The 19,104-nt window shown below is 72.4% G+C and carries 13 protein-coding genes; 8 read left to right on the top strand and 5 right to left on the bottom strand.

The genetic code is table 11. The annotated features are described in order from the left end of the window. Positions 1-4: 4 nt before the first annotated feature. The gene (locus KUM03_RS03970; RefSeq protein WP_217245576.1) at positions 5-1,576 is read left to right on the top strand and encodes an NADH-quinone oxidoreductase subunit M; all 1,572 of its coding nucleotides are present in this window, start codon (positions 5-7) and stop codon (positions 1,574-1,576) included. Then, positions 1,573-3,231: an NADH-quinone oxidoreductase subunit NuoN gene (gene nuoN, locus KUM03_RS03965; RefSeq protein WP_217245575.1), complete on the top strand. Its 1,659-nt coding sequence runs from the start codon at positions 1,573-1,575 to the stop codon at positions 3,229-3,231. Before KUM03_RS03970 ends, nuoN begins: the two co-directional genes overlap by 4 nt. Positions 3,232-3,310: 79 nt before the next feature. On the opposite strand, the gene KUM03_RS03960 is transcribed toward nuoN, so the two are convergent. Continuing rightward, positions 3,311-3,904 carry a Uma2 family endonuclease gene (locus tag KUM03_RS03960; protein WP_217245574.1) on the bottom strand — a complete coding sequence of 198 codons (594 nt, stop codon included), beginning with the start codon at positions 3,902-3,904 and terminating at the stop codon, positions 3,311-3,313. A gap of 208 nt (positions 3,905-4,112) precedes the next feature. Here KUM03_RS03960 and recQ point away from each other — a divergent pair, with 208 nt between their 5' ends. Then, a complete protein-coding gene (recQ, locus tag KUM03_RS03955; protein WP_217245573.1) occupies positions 4,113-6,122 on the top strand; it encodes a DNA helicase RecQ in 2,010 nt (669 codons plus the stop codon). A gap of 50 nt (positions 6,123-6,172) precedes the next feature. On the opposite strand, the gene KUM03_RS03950 is transcribed toward recQ, so the two are convergent. Next, complete coding sequence (locus KUM03_RS03950) at positions 6,173-7,111, bottom strand: M56 family metallopeptidase (protein ID WP_217245572.1); 939 nt, start codon at positions 7,109-7,111, stop codon at positions 6,173-6,175. Between the two features lie 451 nt (positions 7,112-7,562). Further along, positions 7,563-8,795 (bottom strand): fumarylacetoacetase, encoded by a 1,233-nt coding sequence (gene fahA, locus KUM03_RS03945; protein ID WP_217245571.1) that lies wholly within the window; start codon positions 8,793-8,795, stop codon positions 7,563-7,565. A gap of 405 nt (positions 8,796-9,200) precedes the next feature. Here fahA and KUM03_RS03940 point away from each other — a divergent pair, with 405 nt between their 5' ends. The 5 genes from KUM03_RS03940 to KUM03_RS03920 all read left to right on the top strand — a co-directional run bounded on the left by KUM03_RS03940 (position 9,201) and on the right by KUM03_RS03920 (position 16,838). Continuing rightward, positions 9,201-10,442, top strand: coding sequence for a DegT/DnrJ/EryC1/StrS family aminotransferase (locus KUM03_RS03940; RefSeq protein ID WP_374225251.1), 1,242 nt, complete (start codon positions 9,201-9,203; stop codon positions 10,440-10,442). Then, a complete protein-coding gene (locus tag KUM03_RS03935; RefSeq protein WP_217245569.1) occupies positions 10,435-12,957 on the top strand; it encodes a lipopolysaccharide biosynthesis protein in 2,523 nt (840 codons plus the stop codon). Before KUM03_RS03940 ends, KUM03_RS03935 begins: the two co-directional genes overlap by 8 nt. Before the next feature lie 357 nt (positions 12,958-13,314). After that, positions 13,315-15,159, top strand: coding sequence for a glycosyltransferase (locus KUM03_RS03930; RefSeq protein WP_217245568.1), 1,845 nt, complete (start codon positions 13,315-13,317; stop codon positions 15,157-15,159). 18 nt (positions 15,160-15,177) lie between these two features. Then, positions 15,178-15,702: a hypothetical protein gene (locus KUM03_RS03925; RefSeq protein ID WP_254398765.1), complete on the top strand. Its 525-nt coding sequence runs from the start codon at positions 15,178-15,180 to the stop codon at positions 15,700-15,702. After that, positions 15,699-16,838, top strand: coding sequence for a glycosyl hydrolase (locus KUM03_RS03920; RefSeq protein WP_217245567.1), 1,140 nt, complete (start codon positions 15,699-15,701; stop codon positions 16,836-16,838). The genes KUM03_RS03925 and KUM03_RS03920 overlap by 4 nt, the downstream gene beginning before the upstream one ends. Before the next feature lie 56 nt (positions 16,839-16,894). Here KUM03_RS03920 and KUM03_RS03915 read toward each other — a convergent pair whose 3' ends face one another. After that, a complete protein-coding gene (locus KUM03_RS03915) occupies positions 16,895-17,701 on the bottom strand; it encodes a polysaccharide deacetylase family protein (protein ID WP_217245566.1) in 807 nt (268 codons plus the stop codon). Beyond that, complete coding sequence (locus KUM03_RS03910; protein WP_217245565.1) at positions 17,698-19,068, bottom strand: glycosyltransferase family 2 protein; 1,371 nt, start codon at positions 19,066-19,068, stop codon at positions 17,698-17,700. The genes KUM03_RS03915 and KUM03_RS03910 overlap by 4 nt, the downstream gene beginning before the upstream one ends. Between the last annotated feature and the right edge of the window lie 36 nt (positions 19,069-19,104).

The following is a 19,104-nucleotide window of genomic DNA, read 5'->3' as shown; positions in this document are numbered from 1 at the left end:
ACCGATGTCCTTTCCCCTGCTGACAGTCACGGCGGCGCTTCCAGCCGTCGGGGCCATCGCCACCGCCGCGGTGCCGGCCGCGAAACGCACCACGGCCAAATGGCTGGCGCTGCTGTTCTCGCTGGCGACCCTCGCCCTGGCGATCGCGGTACTGGTCCGCTTCGACCCCGGCGGCGACCGCTACCAGCTCACCGAGTCGCACTCCTGGATCGCGGACTTCGGAGTCCGGTACGAACTGGGCGTGGACGGCATCGCGGTGGCGCTGATCGCGCTGACCGCCCTGCTGATCCCGTTCATCATCCTGGCGGGCTGGCACGACGCCGACCCGCTGGAGACCGGCAGCAGCCGCTGGCGGCCGACCCAGGGCTTCTTCGCCCTGATCCTGCTGGTCGAGGCGATGGTGATCCTCTCCTTCGAGGCCACCGACGTCTTCCTCTTCTACATCTTCTTCGAAGCCATGCTCATCCCGATGTACTTCCTCATCGGCGGCTTCGGGGACCGTGCCCACCAGCACGGCGAGAAGACGGCGGCGACCCAGCGGTCGTACGCGGCGGTGAAGTTCCTCCTCTACAACCTGGCCGGCGGCCTGATCATGCTGGCCGCGGTGATCGGCCTCTATGTGGTCGCGGGAAACTTCTCCCTCACCGAGATCGCCCAGGCGAGGGCCAACGGCGAGCTGGAGATGGCGACCAGCACCGAGCGCTGGCTCTTCCTCGGCTTCTTCTTCGCCTTCGCGGTGAAGGCGCCGCTGTGGCCGCTGCACACCTGGCTGCCCAACGCCATGCAGGAGTCGACCGCGCCGGTCGCCGTGCTCATCACGGCGGTCGTCGACAAGGTGGGCACCTTCGCGATGCTCCGCTTCTGCCTCCAGCTCTTCCCGGAGGCCAGCAAGTGGGCGACGCCGGTGATCCTCGTCCTGGCCGTCATCAGCATCATCTACGGGGCGTTGCTCGCGGTCGGCCAGCGCGACATCAAGCGGCTGATCGCGTACGCGTCGATCTCGCACTTCGGCTTCATTGTCATGGGTATCTTCGCGATGACCAGCCAGGGCCAGTCCGGCGCGACGCTCTACATGGTCAACCACGGCATCTCGACCGCCGTCCTGATGCTGATCGCCGGTTTCCTGATCTCGCGGCGCGGCTCGCGGCTCATCGCCGACTACGGGGGAGTTCAGAAGGTCGCCCCGGTACTGGCCGGCACCTTCCTGATCGGCGGACTGGCGACCCTGTCCCTGCCGGGGCTGGCGCCGTTCATCAGTGAGTTCCTGGTCCTGGTCGGCACCTTCACCCGATATCCGGTGATCGGCATCATCGCCACCTTCGGCATCGTGCTCGCCGCGCTCTACACCCTCGTCCTCTACCAGCGGACGATGACGGGCCCGGTGAAGCCGGAGGTGTCGGCGATGCCCGACCTGCGGGTGCGGGAACTGGTGGTCGTGGCACCGCTGGTGGCGCTGCTGATCTTCCTGGGCGTCTTCCCGAAGCCCCTCACGGACATCGTCAACCCGGCGGTGGAGCAGACCATGTCCGATGTACAGAAGAAGGACCCCCAGCCTGAGGTGGAGGCGGCCAAGTGAGCGCAACAGCCGTCCACAGCCTGTGGACAACGGCGGCGACGGCGGCCGACCCGATCGGCAAGATCGACGCGCCGAAGATCGAGTACGGGCAGCTGTCGCCGATCCTGATCATCATCGGTGCGGCGGTCCTGGGCATCCTGATCGAGGCTCTCGTGCCGCGCAGGTCCCGCTACTACGTCCAGATGTTCCTGTCCGTCGTCGCGCTCGTCGCCGCCTTCGCCGCGGTAGTCGCGCTCGCGGCGGGTGGATACGGCACGACCAAGGCGGGCATCGCGGCGATGGGAGCCATCGCCGTCGACGGTCCGGCCCTGTTCCTGCAGGGCACGATCCTGCTGGCGGCGCTGGTCGGTCTGTTCACCTTCGCCGAGCGACGGCTCGACCCGGAGGCGCACGGCAACCGGGTCGACTCCTTCGCCGCGCAGGCCGCGGCCGTGCCGGGCAGCGAGAGCGAGCAGAAGGCGGTCAAGGCCGGCTTCACCACGACGGAGGTCTTCCCGCTCCTCCTCTTCGCCGTCGCCGGCATGCTGGTCTTCCCGGCGGCCAACGACCTGCTGACGCTCTTCGTGGCCCTGGAAGTCTTCTCCCTCCCGCTGTACCTGCTGTGCGCGCTGGCCCGCCGCAAGCGACTCATGTCGCAGGAGGCGGCGGTCAAGTACTTCCTGCTCGGCGCCTTCGCCTCCGCGTTCACCCTGTTCGGCATCGCCCTGCTCTACGGCTACGCGGGCTCCATGTCGTACGGCACGATCGCCTCGGTCGTCGACGGAACCGTGCAGAACGTCACCCCGGCGCTCGCCGACACCATGGGCAACGACGCGCTGCTGCTCGTCGGCTCCGCGCTGATCGTCATGGGCCTGCTGTTCAAGGTGGGCGCGGTGCCGTTCCACATGTGGACGCCGGACGTGTACCAGGGCGCGCCGACGCCGGTCACCGGCTTCATGGCGGCGGCGACCAAGGTGGCCGCCTTCGGTGCCCTGCTCCGCATCCTGTACGTGGTCCTGCCCGGCCTGCGCTGGGACTGGCGGCCGGTGATGTGGGCCGTGGCGATCGTCACCATGCTGGCCGGCGCGATCGTCGCGATCACGCAGACCGACATCAAGCGGCTGCTGGCGTACTCGTCGATCGCGCACGCGGGCTTCATCCTCGCCGGTGTCATCGCGACCACGCCGGAGGGCATCTCGTCCGTCCTCTTCTACCTGGCCGCGTACTCCTTCGTCACCATCGGCGCCTTCGCGGTCGTGACGCTGGTGCGCGACGCGGGCGGCGAGGCGACGCACCTGTCGAAGTGGGCCGGGCTCGGGCGCAGGTCGCCGCTGGTGGCGGCCGTCTTCGCGGTGTTCCTGCTGGCCTTCGCGGGTATCCCGCTGACCTCCGGGTTCTCCGGCAAGTTCGCCGTCTTCAAGGCGGCGGCGGAGGGCGGCGCGGCTCCGCTGGTCGTGATCGGCGTGATCTCGTCGGCGATCGCGGCGTTCTTCTACATCCGCGTGATCGTGCTGATGTTCTTCAGCGAGCCGCGCCCGGAGGGCCCGACCGTCGCGGTGCCGTCACCGCTGACGATGACGGCGATCGGTGTCGGGGTGGCGGTCACGGTGGTGCTCGGCGTGGCGCCGCAGTACTTCCTGGACCTGGCGGGACAGGCGGGGGTGTTCGTGCGCTGACGCGGCGCTCGCCGGTTCGGACACGGCGGCGGCCCGGCATTCCGCAGGGGGTGCCGGGCCGCCGCCGTGTACGCGTGGGTCATTCGCCGCCGCGGCGCGCCTTGATGGCCGTCAGGTCCAGGTCCAGCGGGAAGGGCGCGCTCAGCTTCATACGCTCACGGAAGATGCCGACAGCCACGTAGACCCCTGTGGCCGGCTCCAGCTCGAAGGCGTGGACGACGGCGAGACCCTTCTCGTTTTCCACGCGCCAGTAGTGGGCGATGCCCGCCCGGGCGTACTTCAGGGGCTTGGTCTCGCGGTCGCGGGAGACGGAGTCCGGTGAGACGACCTCCACGGTCAGTACGACAGCTGACGCCGGGACGCGGGTCTGGTCGGGACTTGTCAGGGCTCCTTCCCGCAGCACCAGTACGTCCGGCTCCAGCCTGTTCTGCCGGTCCACGTCGACGGTGAACCTGCACAGGACGTCGAGCCCTTGCGTTGCGGCTACCGAGAGCTGCCGGCCGAAGAAGGACGTTGCCCGTTCGTGGAAGGTCGTCTGAGGGCAAGGGAAGACAAGTCCGGCGTCGATCAGCTGCGTGTGCGCCGGCAGGTCGGGGAGGCGGTCCAGATCGTCAGCGTTCCAGCCCTCGGGGGGAGGGGGCGGCCACTCGGTGGGTGAGGCCTCGGATACCACTCTGTGCGTCCCAGCGATAGGAGTGTCGGGTATCACACAAGGCTATCCGGCTGTGACGTTCGGCGACGGGTGAAGCCTGTGGATAACTCCGGCGCTGTCGGCGCGGACCCCTATCGTTGAGGCAGTGGTCGGGACAGGGCGGACCAGACGGACAGGACGGGTACAGAAGGCCCGGGCAGGCAAGGCAGGACGTACGGGGGACCAGGCGATGGGCGGGACGGGCGTGATCGGCGAGATGGCAGAGACAGCACAGGTGACCGGCGTGGGCAGTGAGGCGCTGGCCGCGCTGCACCGGGTCTTCGGGTACGAGGCCTTCCGCGGCGAGCAGGAAGCGGTCGTCGACCACGTGATCGCGGGCGGCGACGCCGTCGTGCTCATGCCGACCGGCGGCGGAAAGTCCCTGTGCTACCAGATTCCGTCCCTGGTCCGGCCCGGCACGGGCATCGTGGTCTCGCCGCTGATCGCGCTGATGCAGGACCAGGTGGACGCGCTGCGGGCGCTCGGTGTGCGGGCCGGGTTCATGAACTCGACGCAGGACTTCGACGAGCGGCGCGTGGTGGAGGCAGAGTTCCTCGCCGGCGAGCTGGACCTGCTGTACCTGGCGCCCGAGCGGCTGCGGCTGGAGGGCACCCTCGACCTGCTCTCCCGGGGCAAGATCTCCCTCTTCGCGATCGACGAGGCGCACTGCGTCTCGCAGTGGGGCCACGACTTCCGGCCCGACTACCTCGCCCTGTCCCTGCTCGGTGAGCGCTGGCCGGACGTGCCCCGGCTCGCGCTCACGGCGACGGCCACGGACGCCACGCACCGCGAGATCACCGAGCGGCTGAACATGCCGACGGCGCGGCACTTCGTGGCCAGTTTCGACCGGCCCAACATCCAGTACCGGATCGTGCCGAAGACCGACCCCAAGAAGCAGCTCCTGAGCTTCCTGCGGGAGGAGCACCCGGGCGACGCGGGCATCGTCTACTGCCTCTCGCGCAACTCCGTCGAGAAGACCGCCGAGTTCCTCTCCCGCAACGGCGTCGAGGCGGTGCCGTACCACGCGGGCCTGGACGCGGGCACCCGCGCGGCGCACCAGTCGAGGTTCCTGCGGGAGGAGGGCCTGGTGGTCGTGGCGACCATCGCCTTCGGCATGGGCATCGACAAGCCGGACGTACGGTTCGTCGCCCACCTCGACCTCCCGAAGTCGGTCGAGGGCTACTACCAGGAGACCGGCCGCGCGGGCCGGGACGGCCTGCCTTCCACGGCCTGGATGGCGTACGGACTCAACGACGTCATACAGCAGCGCAAGCTGATCCAGTCCGGTGAGGGCGACGAGGCGTTCCGGCGCCGGGCGCAGTCCCACCTGGACGCGATGCTCGCGCTGTGCGAGACCGCCCAGTGCCGCCGCGGCCAGCTCCTCGCCTACTTCGGGCAGGACCCGGACCCGGCCGGCTGCGGCAACTGCGACACCTGCCTCACTCCGCCGGAGACCTGGGACGGTACGGTCGCGGCGCAGAAGGTGCTGTCGACGGTGGTGCGGCTGAAGCGGGAGCGCGGGCAGAAGTTCGGCGCGGGGCAGATCATCGACATCCTGCTGGGCAAGCGCACCGCCAAGGTGATCCAGTTCGACCACGACCAGCTCTCGGTGTTCGGCATCGGCGAAGAGCTGACCGAGGGCGAGTGGCGCGGTGTCGCCCGGCAGCTGCTGGCCCAGGGCCTGCTCGCCGTCGAGGGCGAGTACGGCACGCTGGTGCTGACCGAGGCCAGCGGGGAGGTTCTGCGCCGGGAGCGGGAGGTGCCGCTGCGCAAGGAACCCAAGAAGCCGGCTTCGGCACGGGCGTCGGGCGGCGGGCGCGGCGACCGCAAGGCCAAGGCCGCCGCCGCCGAACTGCCACAGGAACTGGTCCCCGCCTTCGAGGCGCTGCGCGCCTGGCGCGCGGAGCAGGCGCGGGAGCAGGGCGTCCCGGCGTACGTCATCTTCCACGACGCCACGCTCCGGGAGATCGCCACCGCCTGGCCCACCTCGGTCGGGCAGCTCGGAGGCATCAGCGGGGTGGGTGAGAAGAAGCTGGCGACGTACGGGGAGGGTGTGCTGGCCGTGCTGGCGGCGCTGGAGGGACCGGCCGTCGCGGCGGAACCAGCCCCGGGCCGTCCGTCGGCCGGTTCCGTCTCCGACCCGGGTACGGACGACTGGCCGGACATGGAGCCCGAGCCCGAGCCGGACGACTGGATATAAGGGCGGACGGCGGCGACCGGCCGCTGTCGTGGCGCCCGTTGATACAGGCCCTACGCCAGCGCCGTCAGCCCCGGAGCGAAGGTGATCAGCAGGGGGACGAGGGGTACGAGAGCGGCCGTCGCCGTGGTCAGGGCCCGGTGACGAGGCGTCAGGCGGGGCGGCGGTTCGAGGAGGCGGTCGACCCGCTCGCCGAGGAGGCGGTGGCTGGAGGCGCAGGACAGGACGCCCCGGTGCTGGTTCAGCTCGATCAGGGCCAGGGCCGTGGTCAGGTGGCCGCAGCGGCGGGAGGCGGTGTCGTCGGCGGCCAGTTCGACCAGGCGGTGGGTCTGGTCGCAGAAGTGGGCGAAGAGGGGGATTCGGGGGAAGCCGGTGGCCAGTGCGGTGGACAGGTGCAGCAGCCAGTCGTGGCGGGCGCGGGCATGGCCGCGCTCGTGGGTGAGGACGGCGTCGAGCTGGTGGTCGGTGAGACGTTGCAGGGCACCGGTGGTGACGATCAGCTGGGGCGGGCTCCCCGGCATCCACCAGGCGTCCGGGTACTCGTCCTCCAGGACCAGTAGAGGGCCGCGGGCGGCGGGGAGACCGGCGGGCAGGTCGGGGGCGCGTTCGCGCAGGTGGGCGCGGGACTGCGCACGGCGTCGGCGGGCCTCGACGAGTTCGCGGGCGAGCATGGCGGTCGTCCAGGCGGCGCCGCCGGCCAGCAGCAGAGTGAGGGCGGCGGCCCAGGGCGGGCCGGCGGAGAGGTTGTAGGCGGCGGTCACCGCGGGCGGCGCCGGCGCGAAGAGCTGGGCGCGGACGGTGCCGAAGACGGCGGCGGCCCCGAGCACGAGTGCCGTCAGGCAGCACAGCAGGACGGTGGCGACCAGGCACTGCCACACCCACAGCGCGACGACCGGGTCGCGTTCGGGCCACGTGGACCGGGTCAGCGCGCGCGGTACCGGTACCGCGGCGGTCACGGCGACGGCGAACAGCAGGAGCAGGCAGAGGGTCATGCCACGGGCTCCGGATCCTGGTCGGAAAGGGCGGCTCTGGCTGTGGTGCGGTGGTGGTGGGCGGTGCCGGGGCTTCGGCGGGCCCCGGTGGCCCGGTGGGAGGGTGCGCGGACGTGCAGTGCGGCGCACACCGCCCGACGCCAGTATGACGGTGACGGGCGGTGTGAGTCAGGCCCCGGCGGGCAACCGATCCGGCGCATCGCATCGCATCGCATCGCATCGCATCGCATCGCATCGCGGCGCGGCGCCGCCCGCGCGAGCACCGGGCCGGCGTGGTGAGGCCGGCGCCCGCGCGCATAACGGGGCTCGCGGCGCCTGTCGTCTGCGGGAGGCGGGAGTGCCGGGGCTCGTGGCGGGGCTGCCGCCCGCGCGGTTGCCGGGGCTCGCGGCGGACTGCCGTCCACGCGAGTGCGGGCGCTCGCGGGGCTGCCGTCCGTGCGTGTCGCGTGGGCTACCGGCCGGTGCGCGGTGCGGCGATCCGGCCGGTCACCTCGCCCAGACCCACCCGGACGCCGTCCGGGCCGGGTGCCCAGGCCGACAGGGTCACCACGTCCCCGTCCTCCAGGAACGCCCGCTTGCCGTCGGGGAGTTCCAGCGGGTCGCGGCCGTTCCAGGTCAGTTCCAGCAGGGAGCCGCGCTCCCGCTCGGTGGGACCGCTCACCGTGCCGGAGCCGTAGAGGTCGCCGGTGCGCAGGGAGGCGCCGTTGACCGTCATGTGGGCCAATTGCTGGGCGGCCGTCCAGTACATGGTGGAGAAGGGAGGTTCGGAAACGACGTGGTCGTTGATCGTGACGGTGATCCGCAGGTCGTAGCCTCCGGGCTCGTCCTGCTCCGGGGCGGTGTCGTCGAGGTAGGGCAGCAGCTCGTGGGTGCGCTCCGGCGGCGCCACCCGCGCCTCCTCCAAGGCGTCCAGCGGCGTGATCCAGGCCGACACCGACGTGGCGAACGACTTGCCGAGGAACGGGCCGAGGGGGACGTACTCCCAGGCCTGGACGTCCCGCGCGGACCAGTCGTTGAGGAGGCACAGTCCGAAGACGTGCTCGCGGAAGTCGCCGAGCGGCACCGGGTCGCCCGGCTCGGACGGCACGCCCACCACGAAGCCGACCTCGGCCTCGATGTCCAGGCGTACGGACGGGCCGAAGACGGGAGCGGCGTCGGTCGGAGCCTTGCGCTGACCGGACGGGCGGACGACGTCCGTGCCGGACACGACGACCGTGCCCGAGCGGCCGTGGTAGCCGATGGGGAGGTGCTTCCAGTTGGGGGTGAGGGAGTCGGCGGCGTCGGGGCGGAAGATCTGGCCGACGTTCCGGGCGTGGTTCTCGGAGGCGTAGAAGTCGACGTAGTCCGCGATCTCGAAGGGCAGGTGCAGGGTCACCGAGGAGAGGGGGTGGAAGAGGGGTTCCAGGGTCTCGCGGTGGGCGGGGACCGTGACCCAGGCGGTCAGGGCGCGCCGTACGTCGGACCAGGCGGTGCGGCCGGCCGCCAGCAGCGGGTTGAGGGTGGGCCGCGCGAGCAGGGAGGCGTACGGCGAGCCGAGCGCGTGGGCCGCCGCGCCGGCGTCGAGGACGTGGTCGCCGAGCCGGACGCCCACCGTCCGGTCCTGCGTGCCGGGGATCGAGAACACGCCGTACGGGAGGTTGTGCGGACCGAAGGGGTCGCCCTCGGGGACATCGAAGGGGGGCATCGGGTGCTGCCTCGCTTTCGTGCTCGCCATGTGCGCCGTGCGCGCCGGGTGTGCCACGTGGTTCGTGGGCCGGGCCACACGTTACGGGTGACATACCGGTCTTGGGCAGTGCGTCGGGAGGTGGCGGTGCGTGGCGAGGGGAGTGCGCGCAGGTGTGCTGACGTGCGGGGAGTGGTCCGGCGGACGGTGCGGGAGACGGGGGGAGTGGCCGTTGGGGCGGTGTCTCGGCAGTCGGCGCGCGCCCGCGTGAACGCGGGGAAATGTTGCGCTCCGCTTCCGTTTGAGTGCGGGAAGTTGTCCACAGGCCGGTACGCAATCTTGACGGAGCGGTGCGAACGGGGCGACTCTGGGCGGGTGCTGGAAGGCCTCGGGGAGGGGGCCTTCAAGGGCACACCAGGGGGGCGGATGGCCATTGGGGAGGCCGGTCCGGGTTCGGTGCGGGATGGTTCGCAGCCGAGGAAGCGGCTGGAAGGGACCATGCGTGACCGGCTCGGCCGGGAATGCGTGTACGTACCGTCGTGCCGTTTCGGGCTGTACGCGGCACTGCGTCACTGGTGCCCGCCGGGCGGCCGGGTGCTGATGTCGCCGGTCAACGACGACGTCATCTTCTTCGTCGTGCTCGCGGCCGGACTCCGGCCCGTGCAGGCGCCGTTGAACCCGTCGGACGCGTCCATCGACATCGATGCCGTGCCCGAGGACGTGTGGGGTTCCCTGTCCGCCGTACTGACGACGAACCTGTACGGGAACCCGGACCCGGCCCCCGGTCTGCGGGCCCGCTGCGACGCGCTCGGCATCCCGCTGTTCGAGGACGCGGCCCACGCCATCGGCAGCGAGGTGGGCGGGCGGCCGGTCGGCTCCTGGGGCGACGCCTCCGTTTTCAGCCTGTCCAAGCACGTCGGCGCCAAGGCCGGAGGAATCCTCGCGTTCGCCGACCCGGGAATGCGGGAGGCGCTGGAGAAGGCCTGCGACGATCTGCTGCTCCCGCGCCGCGCGACGGCCGAACTCGCCTACGCCGTACGGCCGTACGCGGAGGCCGCTGTGCGCGGACTGCGGTTGCGGCGAGCTGCCTGGGCCACGATGCGGATGCTGGGGCTGACGGAGCGCGAGGAGATCCGGATGCCGCTGCGTCCTCAGGAGCTGGCCCGCGCGGTCGCCTCGGCCCCCGACCTGGACGCCCACGACCCCTGGGTCCGCGTCGACATGCACGACTACCGGTTGCGGGCCGGCCGGTTCCGGCTCGGGCGCATCGGGCGCGGGCTCGACCGGCTGGAAGAGGTCCTCGCGGAGTGCCGGTCGGGTACGGAACTGCTGCTGGCGACCCGCTGGGGACAGCCCGCGGACGGACGAGCGCGGGCTCCCGTCCAGCCGTTGTTCCGGGTGCCGCTGCTCGTGGCGGACCGGGACGCGGCGGTACGTGCGCTGGCCCGGCGCGGCATCGTCGTCGGCTACCTCTACGACCCGCCGCTGGACGACTACGCGGGCGCGGCCTTCACCGACCCGTCCCCGTCGCCCGAGGGCGCGCGCTGGTTCGCGCGGCACGCGCTGCCGGTGGACCCGCTGCGGGCCCGTTCGGTGGTCGCGGCGCTGGAGGAGTCCGGGGTGAGGCCCGCCGAGGCGCCGGAAGGGTTGGTTCCGTCCGGTGGCTGAGACGCAGGTCCACGAGACGGCCGCGGCACCCGCGGGCGGCGACCCGACGCCGGCCGGGCGCGGACACGGCGGCGACTCGCTCTTCAAGAACGCCTACTTCCTCATGCTCAGCACCGGCGTCTCGGCCGTGCTCGGCCTCGGCTTCTGGCTCGTGGCCGCCCGCTACTACTCGGAGGAGGCGGTCGGACAGGGCTCCGCCGCCATCGCCGCGATGCGGCTGCTCGCCAGCATCACGGCGACCACGATGATCGGCGCCGTCGTCCGTTTCGTGCCGCGGGCCGGCCGTGCGACCGGGCCGCTGGTGTGGCGGGCGTACGCGGCCAGTTCGGTGGTCGTCGCCCTGGCAGCGGTCGTCTTCCTGCTCACCCTCGACCTGTGGGGTGCCTCCTACGCCCCTCTCGGCACCGCGGAGGCGGGAGCCCTGTTCGTCGCGGCTTGCGTGGCCTGGGCGCTGCTCACTCTCCAGGACGGTGTGCTGACAGGGCTGCGCAAGGCGGAGTGGGTGCCCGCCGGGAACGCCGTGTTCTCGGTCGGGAAGCTGATCCTGCTCGCCGTCTTCGCCACCACGCTGCCGGTGCTCGGCATCTTCGTGTCCTGGGCCGTGGCCATCGCGTTCTCCACCCTGCCGCTCGGCTGGCTGATTTTCCGCAGGCTCATCCCGCGCCAGGCCGCCGCCGACCACGACGTGGAGCCGCCCAAGGTCCGTGAGATGGGGCGGTTCCTGGCCGGGGACTCGCTGGGGGCGCTGTTCAGCCTGGCGATGATCAACCTGCTGCCGGTGATGGTCGCGGTCAACTTCAGCGCCGCGGAGAACGGCTACTTCTATGTGGCCTACACCGTCGGCGGCACGATGGAGTTCATGGCCATCAACATGGCCTCCTCCCTCACCGCGCACGCCTCGCACGACCCGCGCCGCCTCGCCGACGGCGTCCGCGGAGCCCTGCGCCGCATGACGCTGCTGCTGGTGCCGGTCGTCCTCTTCCTGGTCGCCTTCGCCCCGCAGATCCTCACGCCCTTCGACGACGGCTACGCCGAGCACGGCTCCACGGTGCTGCGGCTGCTCGCCATCGGGGCCCTGCCGCGCATCGTGGTCGAGTTGTACATCGGCGTGCTGCGCGTCCAGGGACGCACCGGCGCACTGGCCGCCGTGCAGGGCACCATGTGCGTCCTGGTGCTGGGCAGCGCGGCGATGCTGTTCACACCGGCCGGGATCGCGGGCGCCGGCTGGGCGGTGCTGGGCGGCATGACCGTGGTCGCCATCGGCTGTGCGCCCGGACTGCGTGCCGTCCTGCGAGGCGGCGACGGGGGCGGGCGTCGCCCCCGAGGGAGCGGGGGACCGGGCGCCCTCCCCGCCGGCACCGCGACGCGAACCGGCGGCGAGCCGCGCCCCGGCACGGCGTACGGCACCCGCTGGGCCCGGCTGAACGCCACCGCGGGGTACGGCACCAACTGGGCGCGGCGGGCGGCGTACGAGCACGGGCAGACCGACGGCGCGGTGCGGGAGGACACGGTCGCCCTGTTCATAGGGCGTCCCGGGTACGAACGGGAGGCCTTGGAGGCGGACACCCTCGCGGTGATCGTCCGGCGGCCGCGCGACGCCGACGCGGAGCCCGGGTCCGAGCCGGACGCCGACTCCGGGCCCGCGCCCGAGAGCGGCTCCGGGCCCGCGCCCGAGACCGAGTCGGGGGCTCGTCCGGACACGGAGATCAAGCCTGAAGGTGAGCACGCGCCCGCGGTCGGCGCCGAGCGTCCGGCCGCTTCACGCGCCGAGGCCGCCGCGTCCGCCGCGGACTTCGGCGACGACTTCGCCGACGACGGGCCGGCGGGCGACGACGGGATCGGGGCGGTCCCGGAGCGGCTCCTGCGGCCTGCCCTGTGGCTGCTGCTCGGCATCGCCACCGTCGTCCTCCTGGTCGCGTCGCGCGAACTGCCGTGGCTGGGCGCCGGCGTGACCGAGGCCGAGATCACGGGTCGGGAGCTGCTGCGGGAACTGCCCCTGTCGGCACTCGTCGCCGGGGCGGTGCTGCTCGTGGTTTTCGTGGCGTCCGTGACGTTGTGCGTGGCGACCGACCCGCGGCTGCCCGGCGCCGCGCTGGGTGCCGCCGTCCTCACCCTGCACGCGGCACCCGTGGCCCTCGGCCGGGAACCGGAGGCGGTCGGTGGGACGTTCTATACCGAGACGGCCGGTTTTCTGGCGGAAGCGGCGGGGCTCGACGGGCCCGGCCCGCTGCTGCGCTGGGCGCCGCTCGTCCTGCAGTTGCTGTGTCTCGTACCGCTGTGGCTGCTCCTCGCGAAGGCGGGTGGCCGGCTGCCGTGGCAGGGGCGCTGGGGGGTTCTGTATCTCGCCGCGGTGGGGGGCTGGGTCTGGCGCGCGGAGCTCGCGCCTCTCGCGCCGCCGCTCCTGCTGCTGCTCGTCCTCGCCGTCCTCCTCCTGTCGCTCCGCCGCCCCGCCCTGATGACGGACGTGACACAGCCCCCGCACCGCACCAGACCGAACGGCACGTCCAGGGACTGATCAAGCGCAGAGCCGAATCGCCAGGGGGGAACCGTCGTGCGTCCGCCAGCAACTCCACGGGAGAGATCCGTACCAGAGCCCGTGCCCGGGCAGGGAAACCCGGACGCGTCGAACAGGGAGCCCGCGACGACGCTGCCGGAGGGTCCGGAGAGGCCGGAGAGGCCGGAAGGACCAGAGGTGCCGGAGGGGTCGGAAGGACCGGACGCGACGGCATCCCCCCGAGCCTCGCAGGAGACGGCCACCAGGAGCTCGCAGGAGGTGTCCGCCCGGCCGGGTCGGGAGCCCGCCTCCCAGGGCCCCGTACGCGCTCACCGAACCCCTACCCCGGAGCCCTCCGGCTCCGCCACCGAGCCGCCCGTGACGGATCTGTCCGACCTCGCCCCCGCCGCCTGGCCGGCCCGCGCGGCGGCCGCCTGGCCGGCGCTGCCGCTGCTCGTCGCGCTCGCCCTGTGGGGCTACGCGATAGGGCACACCGACGTGTCCGCCCTGGACGACTTCGGTCTCGTCAGCGCCCTGCACCCCGCCTTCTGGGCCGGCCTCGCAGTGCTGACCGCGGGCTTCTGGTTCACGGTCCGTGATCCGCGCCGCCCGGGCGCCTGGTCGTTCGCGTACGTCCTGGGCCTGCTGGTCATGGAACGGGCCACCCAGGCCCTCCTCTACCCGACCCCGCTGTACGCGTGGGCGTGGAAGCACGACGCCGTCATCGACCACCTGCTGACCTCCGGCAGCCTCCAGGGCGCGGACCAGCTCGGCGACATGGCCGTCTACGACCAGTGGCCCGGCTTCTTCGCCGCCCAGGCCGCGCTGGTACGGCTGCTGGGCGTGGACGACGCCGCGATGTACATGGCCTGGTGGCCCCTGGTCTCCAGCGTCCTGCTGCTGCTCCCGCTGCTGCTGATCTACCGGACCTTCACCGAGGACCGACGGCTGATCTGGACCGCCGTGTGGCTGTTCTGCATCGGCAACTGGGTCGGCCAGGACTACTTCTCCCCGCAGTCCGTCGCCTTCGCCCTGCACCTGGGCGTCATCGCGGTCGTACTGCGCCGCTACGGCCGCTCCGGCGGGCGGCGCGGCCGGCAGGGGCAGGCGGTGTGGACCGTGCTGCTCAGCGCGCTGGTCACCGCCATCGTCGTCTCGCACCAGCTGACGCCCGGCATGCTCGTCGTCACGCTCGCCGCGCTGGCCCTGACCCGCCGCCACCGCGACTGGGTCCCGGTGGTCACCACGGTGGTGATCTTCCTGGCCTGGTGCCTCACGGCCGCACTGCCCTTCCTGTCGGCCGCCATGCCGGACATGATCCGCTCCATCGGTGACGTCGGCGCCAACGTCGAGACGGGGTACGGGACCACGCCCACCGGCACCGGCGCGGTGGCGACCTCCTGGGCGGCCCGGCTGCTGTCGGGGTCGGTGCTGCTGCTCGCGCTGGCCGGCATCCTGCGCCAACGGGTGCTGCGGCACCGGGCGCTGCCCTTGCTGCTGGTCGCGGCGGCGCCGCTGCCCATGTTCGTGGCGAGCAGCTACGGCAGCGAGATGATCTTCCGGGTGCTGATGTTCACGCTGCCCGGCGCCGCCTTCTTCGCCGCCGCCGCGCTGCTGCCCAAGGTCCGCACCCTGGCCGCCGACGCCGCGGCGCGGGAGACGGAGGGGCGCTCGCCGAAGCCCACCACCGCCCGGCGGCGCCGCGTCCCGCTGCCCGCGCTGCCTTCGCTGCCCGGGCTGCGGTACGGCGCGTGGGTGCCGTTGCTCGTGCTGCTCGCCGGGACGCTGGCGTTCGTGCCGAGCTACTCCGGCAAGGACCGCGTCAACTACTTCCCGCCCCGGGAGGTCGCCCTCGTCGGCCAGCTCTTCGGCCAGGCCCCCGACGACTCCCTCGTCGTCGCCGCCAACCGGAACTACCCGCTCGCCTACGAGCAGTACTGGAGAGTCGACCACTACTGGTTCCTCGACGACGACCGGCGCCACGTCGACGAGATCGTGCGCGACCCGGCCGCCGTCCTGGCCCGCGACATGGCCGCCGTGGAAGCCCCGGCCCGCGCCTACTTCCTGCTCACGCAGGGACAGGTGGCCAACTCGGAGATGAACGGCCAGCTGGACAAAGCACAGTTGGACCGCATCCGGGAGTCCGTGGCGTCGTCGCCCGCGTTCGAGCTGGTCGCCGAGAACGACGCCGGCGTGCTCTACGTCCTGAAACCGGCGAGCTGAGGAGGGGCGGGCCAGACGATGACACAGCACAACGCCATGACACCGCAGGACCCCATGACACCGCAGATCCCCATGACACCGCAGAACGCCATGACACCGCAGGACCTCGTGATCCGCATGCTGCCTCCGTTCGGCGGCTGGCTGGCGCTCGCCGCACTCGCCCTGCCCGGCGGCTCACCGCTGCGTGGCGCGGCGGTCGCCGCCTTCCTGGCCGTCGGCCCGGGCGCGGCCCTGGTCGGGCTCTGCGGCCCGGCGCTGCGGGCCCGCCGCGCGGAGGGCCCCGTCGAACGCCGGGACGCCCGCTTCGAACGCCACTCCGACCTGCTCGAACGGCTGATGCTGGCCGTCCTGCTCAGCATCGGCGCCGCGATGCTCGTCGCCACGGTACTGATCGCCGCGCAGGCCTTCAGCGGGGACCGAGTCCTGCTGACGCTCACCCTGCTGACCACGCTGGCCGCGTTCTGCCCGCGCCTGCGTGCCTCCCCGACGCCCAGGACGGCGCCGGAGGCGCCGCCGAGGACACGGAAGGGTTCCACTCTGTGAGGTTCGCCCGTCCCGCTCGCCGTACACGCGGGGACTCGACGACGACCGGACAGCACCGCCGGCCCAGGACCCCGGAGGAACACCGGGCCCGGGGCCGGCGCCGGCTGCTGATCACCTCCGTCACGGCCACCTGCGCGGTCCTGGTCGCGGTGCTCGCCCTGCGCGACGCCTCCGGCCCGGCCGACCCGGCCGACGATCCGAAGTGCCGCCCCACCGAGCTCCTCGAACCGCCCTGCGGAGCCTGGTTCGGCGCCTTCGTGCCGCACGACAAGTCCGACCTGGCCGACAAGGTGCACGCCTACGAGGAGCAGGTCGGCCGCCGGCTCGACATCGTGTACACGTACCACGACATGTCCGCCGTCACGGACACCCGCCTGGAGGGCCAGCTCCTCACCGAGCAGGAGCAGCGCGTCGGCGAGGACCGCATGCTGCTGCTGTCCTGGGAGAGCAAGTGGTGGGGCGGCACGGAGCGGCAGCAGCCCACCTGGAAGCAGATAGCCGCCGGTGACCTGGACGACTCCGTGATCGACGTCCAGGCGCGGCGGATCAAGGAGTACGGGGAGCGGACGGGGAAGAAGGTCTTCCTCTCCTTCGACCTGGAGATGGACACCCGCACCCCCGACAACGGCACCCCGGCCGAATACGTCCGGGCCTACCGGCACATCCACGACCGCTTCCGCGAGCTGGGCGTCGACAACGTCGTGTGGACCTGGATCATCACGGGCTACCTGAACCACGCCGACCTCTTCGAGAAGATGTACCCGGGGGACGAGTACGTCGACTGGATCGGCTACAACCAGTACAACTACTACCTCTGCCACGAGACGGACTGGCTCAGCTTCGCCCAGACCCAGTACGCCACCCACGACTGGATCCGCGCCAACATCTCCGACGACAAGCCCCTGATGCTGTCGGAGTTCGGCAGCGCGTCCGATCCGAAGCGCCCGGACCGGCAGGCGGACTGGTACGCGCGGGTGCCCGGGGTGCTCAAGGACCTGGAGGGCGTCAAGGCGGCCCTCCAGTGGAACTACCGCGACCCGGGACCGCACTGCAATCTGGCTGTAGCCAACGAGCAGGCGTGGGACAGCCTGCGCAAGGTGGCCGCCGACCCTCACCTCAACCAGCCGCTCGAATGACCGGGCCGGGCGGCATCCGGCGGAACCGGCCGGTCATCAGGCAGCCCACGCGGTCGTCACCCGGCGAACTCGGGCCCCCGGACCATGGCCCGGCCTCGCCGGTACCAGCGCCACGCCACCGTTTTCGGACCGTCCCGGTAGGGGGCGATCCGGGCGCCGTCTCCCGCCAGCCATCCCGCCACGTCGGCGACCGTGTGGCTCTGCCGCACGATGAGCCTTGCGATGCGGTACCGCTCGTCGCGGTCCGAACTGAGCGCGTGCCGCACCGCGGTGGCCGTCTCGTACCCGGCGCGGGCCGACAGTGACCGCACCTTCGCGCTGTTGTAGCCGTGCGGATAGGCGAGGTGGCGCACCGGATGCCCGAGGGCGTCTTCCAGTACCGCCTTGGACCTGCGCAGTTCGTACGCCAGGTCCTTGGCGGACAGGGTGTCGAGCTGGGCATGGGTGACGGTGTGGCTGCCGATCTCCATGCCGGAACGTTCCAGCTCCGCCGCCTCGCCCAGCGTCATCATCGGCGCGGGCGGCAGCAGGCTGCGGCCGCCGGGGGCGATGGCTCCGGTGGTCAAGTACGCGGTGGCGGGCATCCCGCGCTCGGCCAGCACCTCGGCCGTGGGGCCGGGCAGGTCGGCGAAGCCGTCGTCGAAGGTGAGCAGTACCGGCCGGGGCGGCAGCGGGGCCCGCCCGGCGAGGTGGTCGGCGAGCACGCTGATGGTGACGGGCGTCCGGCCGCTGTCGGCGATCGCGTCGAGGTGCGCCGCGAACTCCTTGGGGCGGACGGTGAACTCGGCGATCCACGAGGGCGGGTCGTCCATCACCGCGTGGTACAGGAAGACCGGTATGTGCGCGGTCGTCCCCTCGTTCATCTCGCCTCCAGCCCGACCGTACGCAGCGCCCGGCGGGCGCGCAGATAGCCGACGGGGCCGTACAGCATGCCCCGGCGCTGCAGCCGGGACAGCCGCCGCGGCCAGGGATGCGTACGGGAGTCGTGCCCACCCGGCACGCCCGCCCCCGCCCCCGCGTCACCGGAACCGCCACCCGCACCGCCCCCCGCACCGATCGCGCGCACGGCCGTCAGCCCCCGCGCGTGAACCAGCCCGCCCGGCACCCGCGCGAGGAAGGCCGGCAGCAGCGCGGGCCGGTTCACCAGGATCGCCGTGAGGTACGCGGTGAGGCCGGCGCCGTAGCCGTACGCCTGCGTCTCCAGGTCCCGCCAGGTCTCCCGGTGGTGGTGCCAGACCAGCGCGCTCGGCGTGTACCGCAGCCGCCGCCCCTCGGCGAGGACGCGGACGAACCCGTAGAGGTCGTCGCCGCCACGCGCCCGTGTGCCCGCGCCGGTCGCCGGGTCGAAGCCGCCCACCGAACGCAGCACCGCCGTGCGGAAGGCCATGTTGGCGCCGGAGCCGAAGCGGCCCGCGGTGAACGGGAACAGCGGCTCGCCGGCGGGCGGGTGCGCCGGGTCGTACGTGCGCGGGGTGAACCCCTTCGCGAAGCCGCCGTGGCTCTCCAGCAGCACCTGGGCGGGGGTGCGCAGCCGCGCGGGCAGGATCAGCCCCGTGGTACAGCCCAGTCCCGGGTCGGTGGCGAAGGGCGCGGTCAGTTCGGTGAGCCAGCGCGGGTCGGCGACCACGTCGTCGTCGGTGAAGGCGACCACCTGGCCGCGTACGGCCGCCAGGCCCCGGTTGTGCGCGATGGCGAGTCCCGGCACCGGTTCGCATACGTACCGCACCCGCTCGCCGTACTTCCGCTCGACCAGTTCCCGGGTCTCCTCGGTCACGGGCGCGTTGTCGACGACGACGACCTCGAAGTCCGGGTGGTCCTGGGCGAGCAGCGAGTCCAGGGCGCGGGCCAGTTGGCCGGCGCGTTCCCGGGTGGCGACCACGACACTGGCGGACGGCGGCACGGGCAACGGCTCCGGCGGCGCCTGCGGGGGCAGCTCCCGGGCGAGCCCGGCCAGCACCGCCACCGGGTCCGCGCCGTCGGGCACCTGCCCGAGGAGGGTGCCGACGGGCTGCCCCGCACGTCTGACCAGTACGAACACCGAACCGGGCGTGACCGGTGGGCCGCCCGGCCCCGGTCTCAGCGCTACGCCCTCGTCGCCAGGGTCGCCCCCCGCCCCCGCCGCCCCCCGAGCACCGGGCAGATCCAGTTCGGCGACCTGCACCGGCCCGATGCCCAGGAACTGCTCGATCTCCCGCCGTGTCTCCCGCCGCGCACGCCGCCCACCGGCCATGCGCCCACCCCCTCGTGGTTGCCCTCTGCATCCCGA

Origin of the sequence: Streptomyces sp. AC602_WCS936 (genome assembly GCF_019049125.1) — a bacterium.
Taxonomy (GTDB): Bacteria; Actinomycetota; Actinomycetes; order Streptomycetales; family Streptomycetaceae; genus Streptomyces.
Note: the sequence above shows the minus strand (reverse complement) of the source record. Positions and strands in the feature narration are given on the sequence as shown.

What these genes read in the sequence shown, in the direction of transcription:
- KUM03_RS03970 (WP_217245576.1), top strand. Translation starts at nt 5, where the DNA reads ATGTCCTTTCCCCTGCTGACAGTCACGGCGGCGCTTCCAGCCGTCGGG.
- recQ (WP_217245573.1), top strand. Translation starts at nt 4,113, where the DNA reads ATGGGCGGGACGGGCGTGATCGGCGAGATGGCAGAGACAGCACAGGTG.
- KUM03_RS03950 (WP_217245572.1), bottom strand. Translation starts at nt 7,111, where the DNA reads ATGACCCTCTGCCTGCTCCTGCTGTTCGCCGTCGCCGTGACCGCCGCG.
- fahA (WP_217245571.1), bottom strand. Translation starts at nt 8,795, where the DNA reads ATGCCCCCCTTCGATGTCCCCGAGGGCGACCCCTTCGGTCCGCACAAC.
- KUM03_RS03940 (WP_374225251.1), top strand. Translation starts at nt 9,201, where the DNA reads ATGGCCATTGGGGAGGCCGGTCCGGGTTCGGTGCGGGATGGTTCGCAG.
- KUM03_RS03925 (WP_254398765.1), top strand. Translation starts at nt 15,178, where the DNA reads ATGACACAGCACAACGCCATGACACCGCAGGACCCCATGACACCGCAG.
- KUM03_RS03915 (WP_217245566.1), bottom strand. Translation starts at nt 17,701, where the DNA reads ATGAACGAGGGGACGACCGCGCACATACCGGTCTTCCTGTACCACGCG.
- KUM03_RS03910 (WP_217245565.1), bottom strand. Translation starts at nt 19,068, where the DNA reads ATGGCCGGTGGGCGGCGTGCGCGGCGGGAGACACGGCGGGAGATCGAG.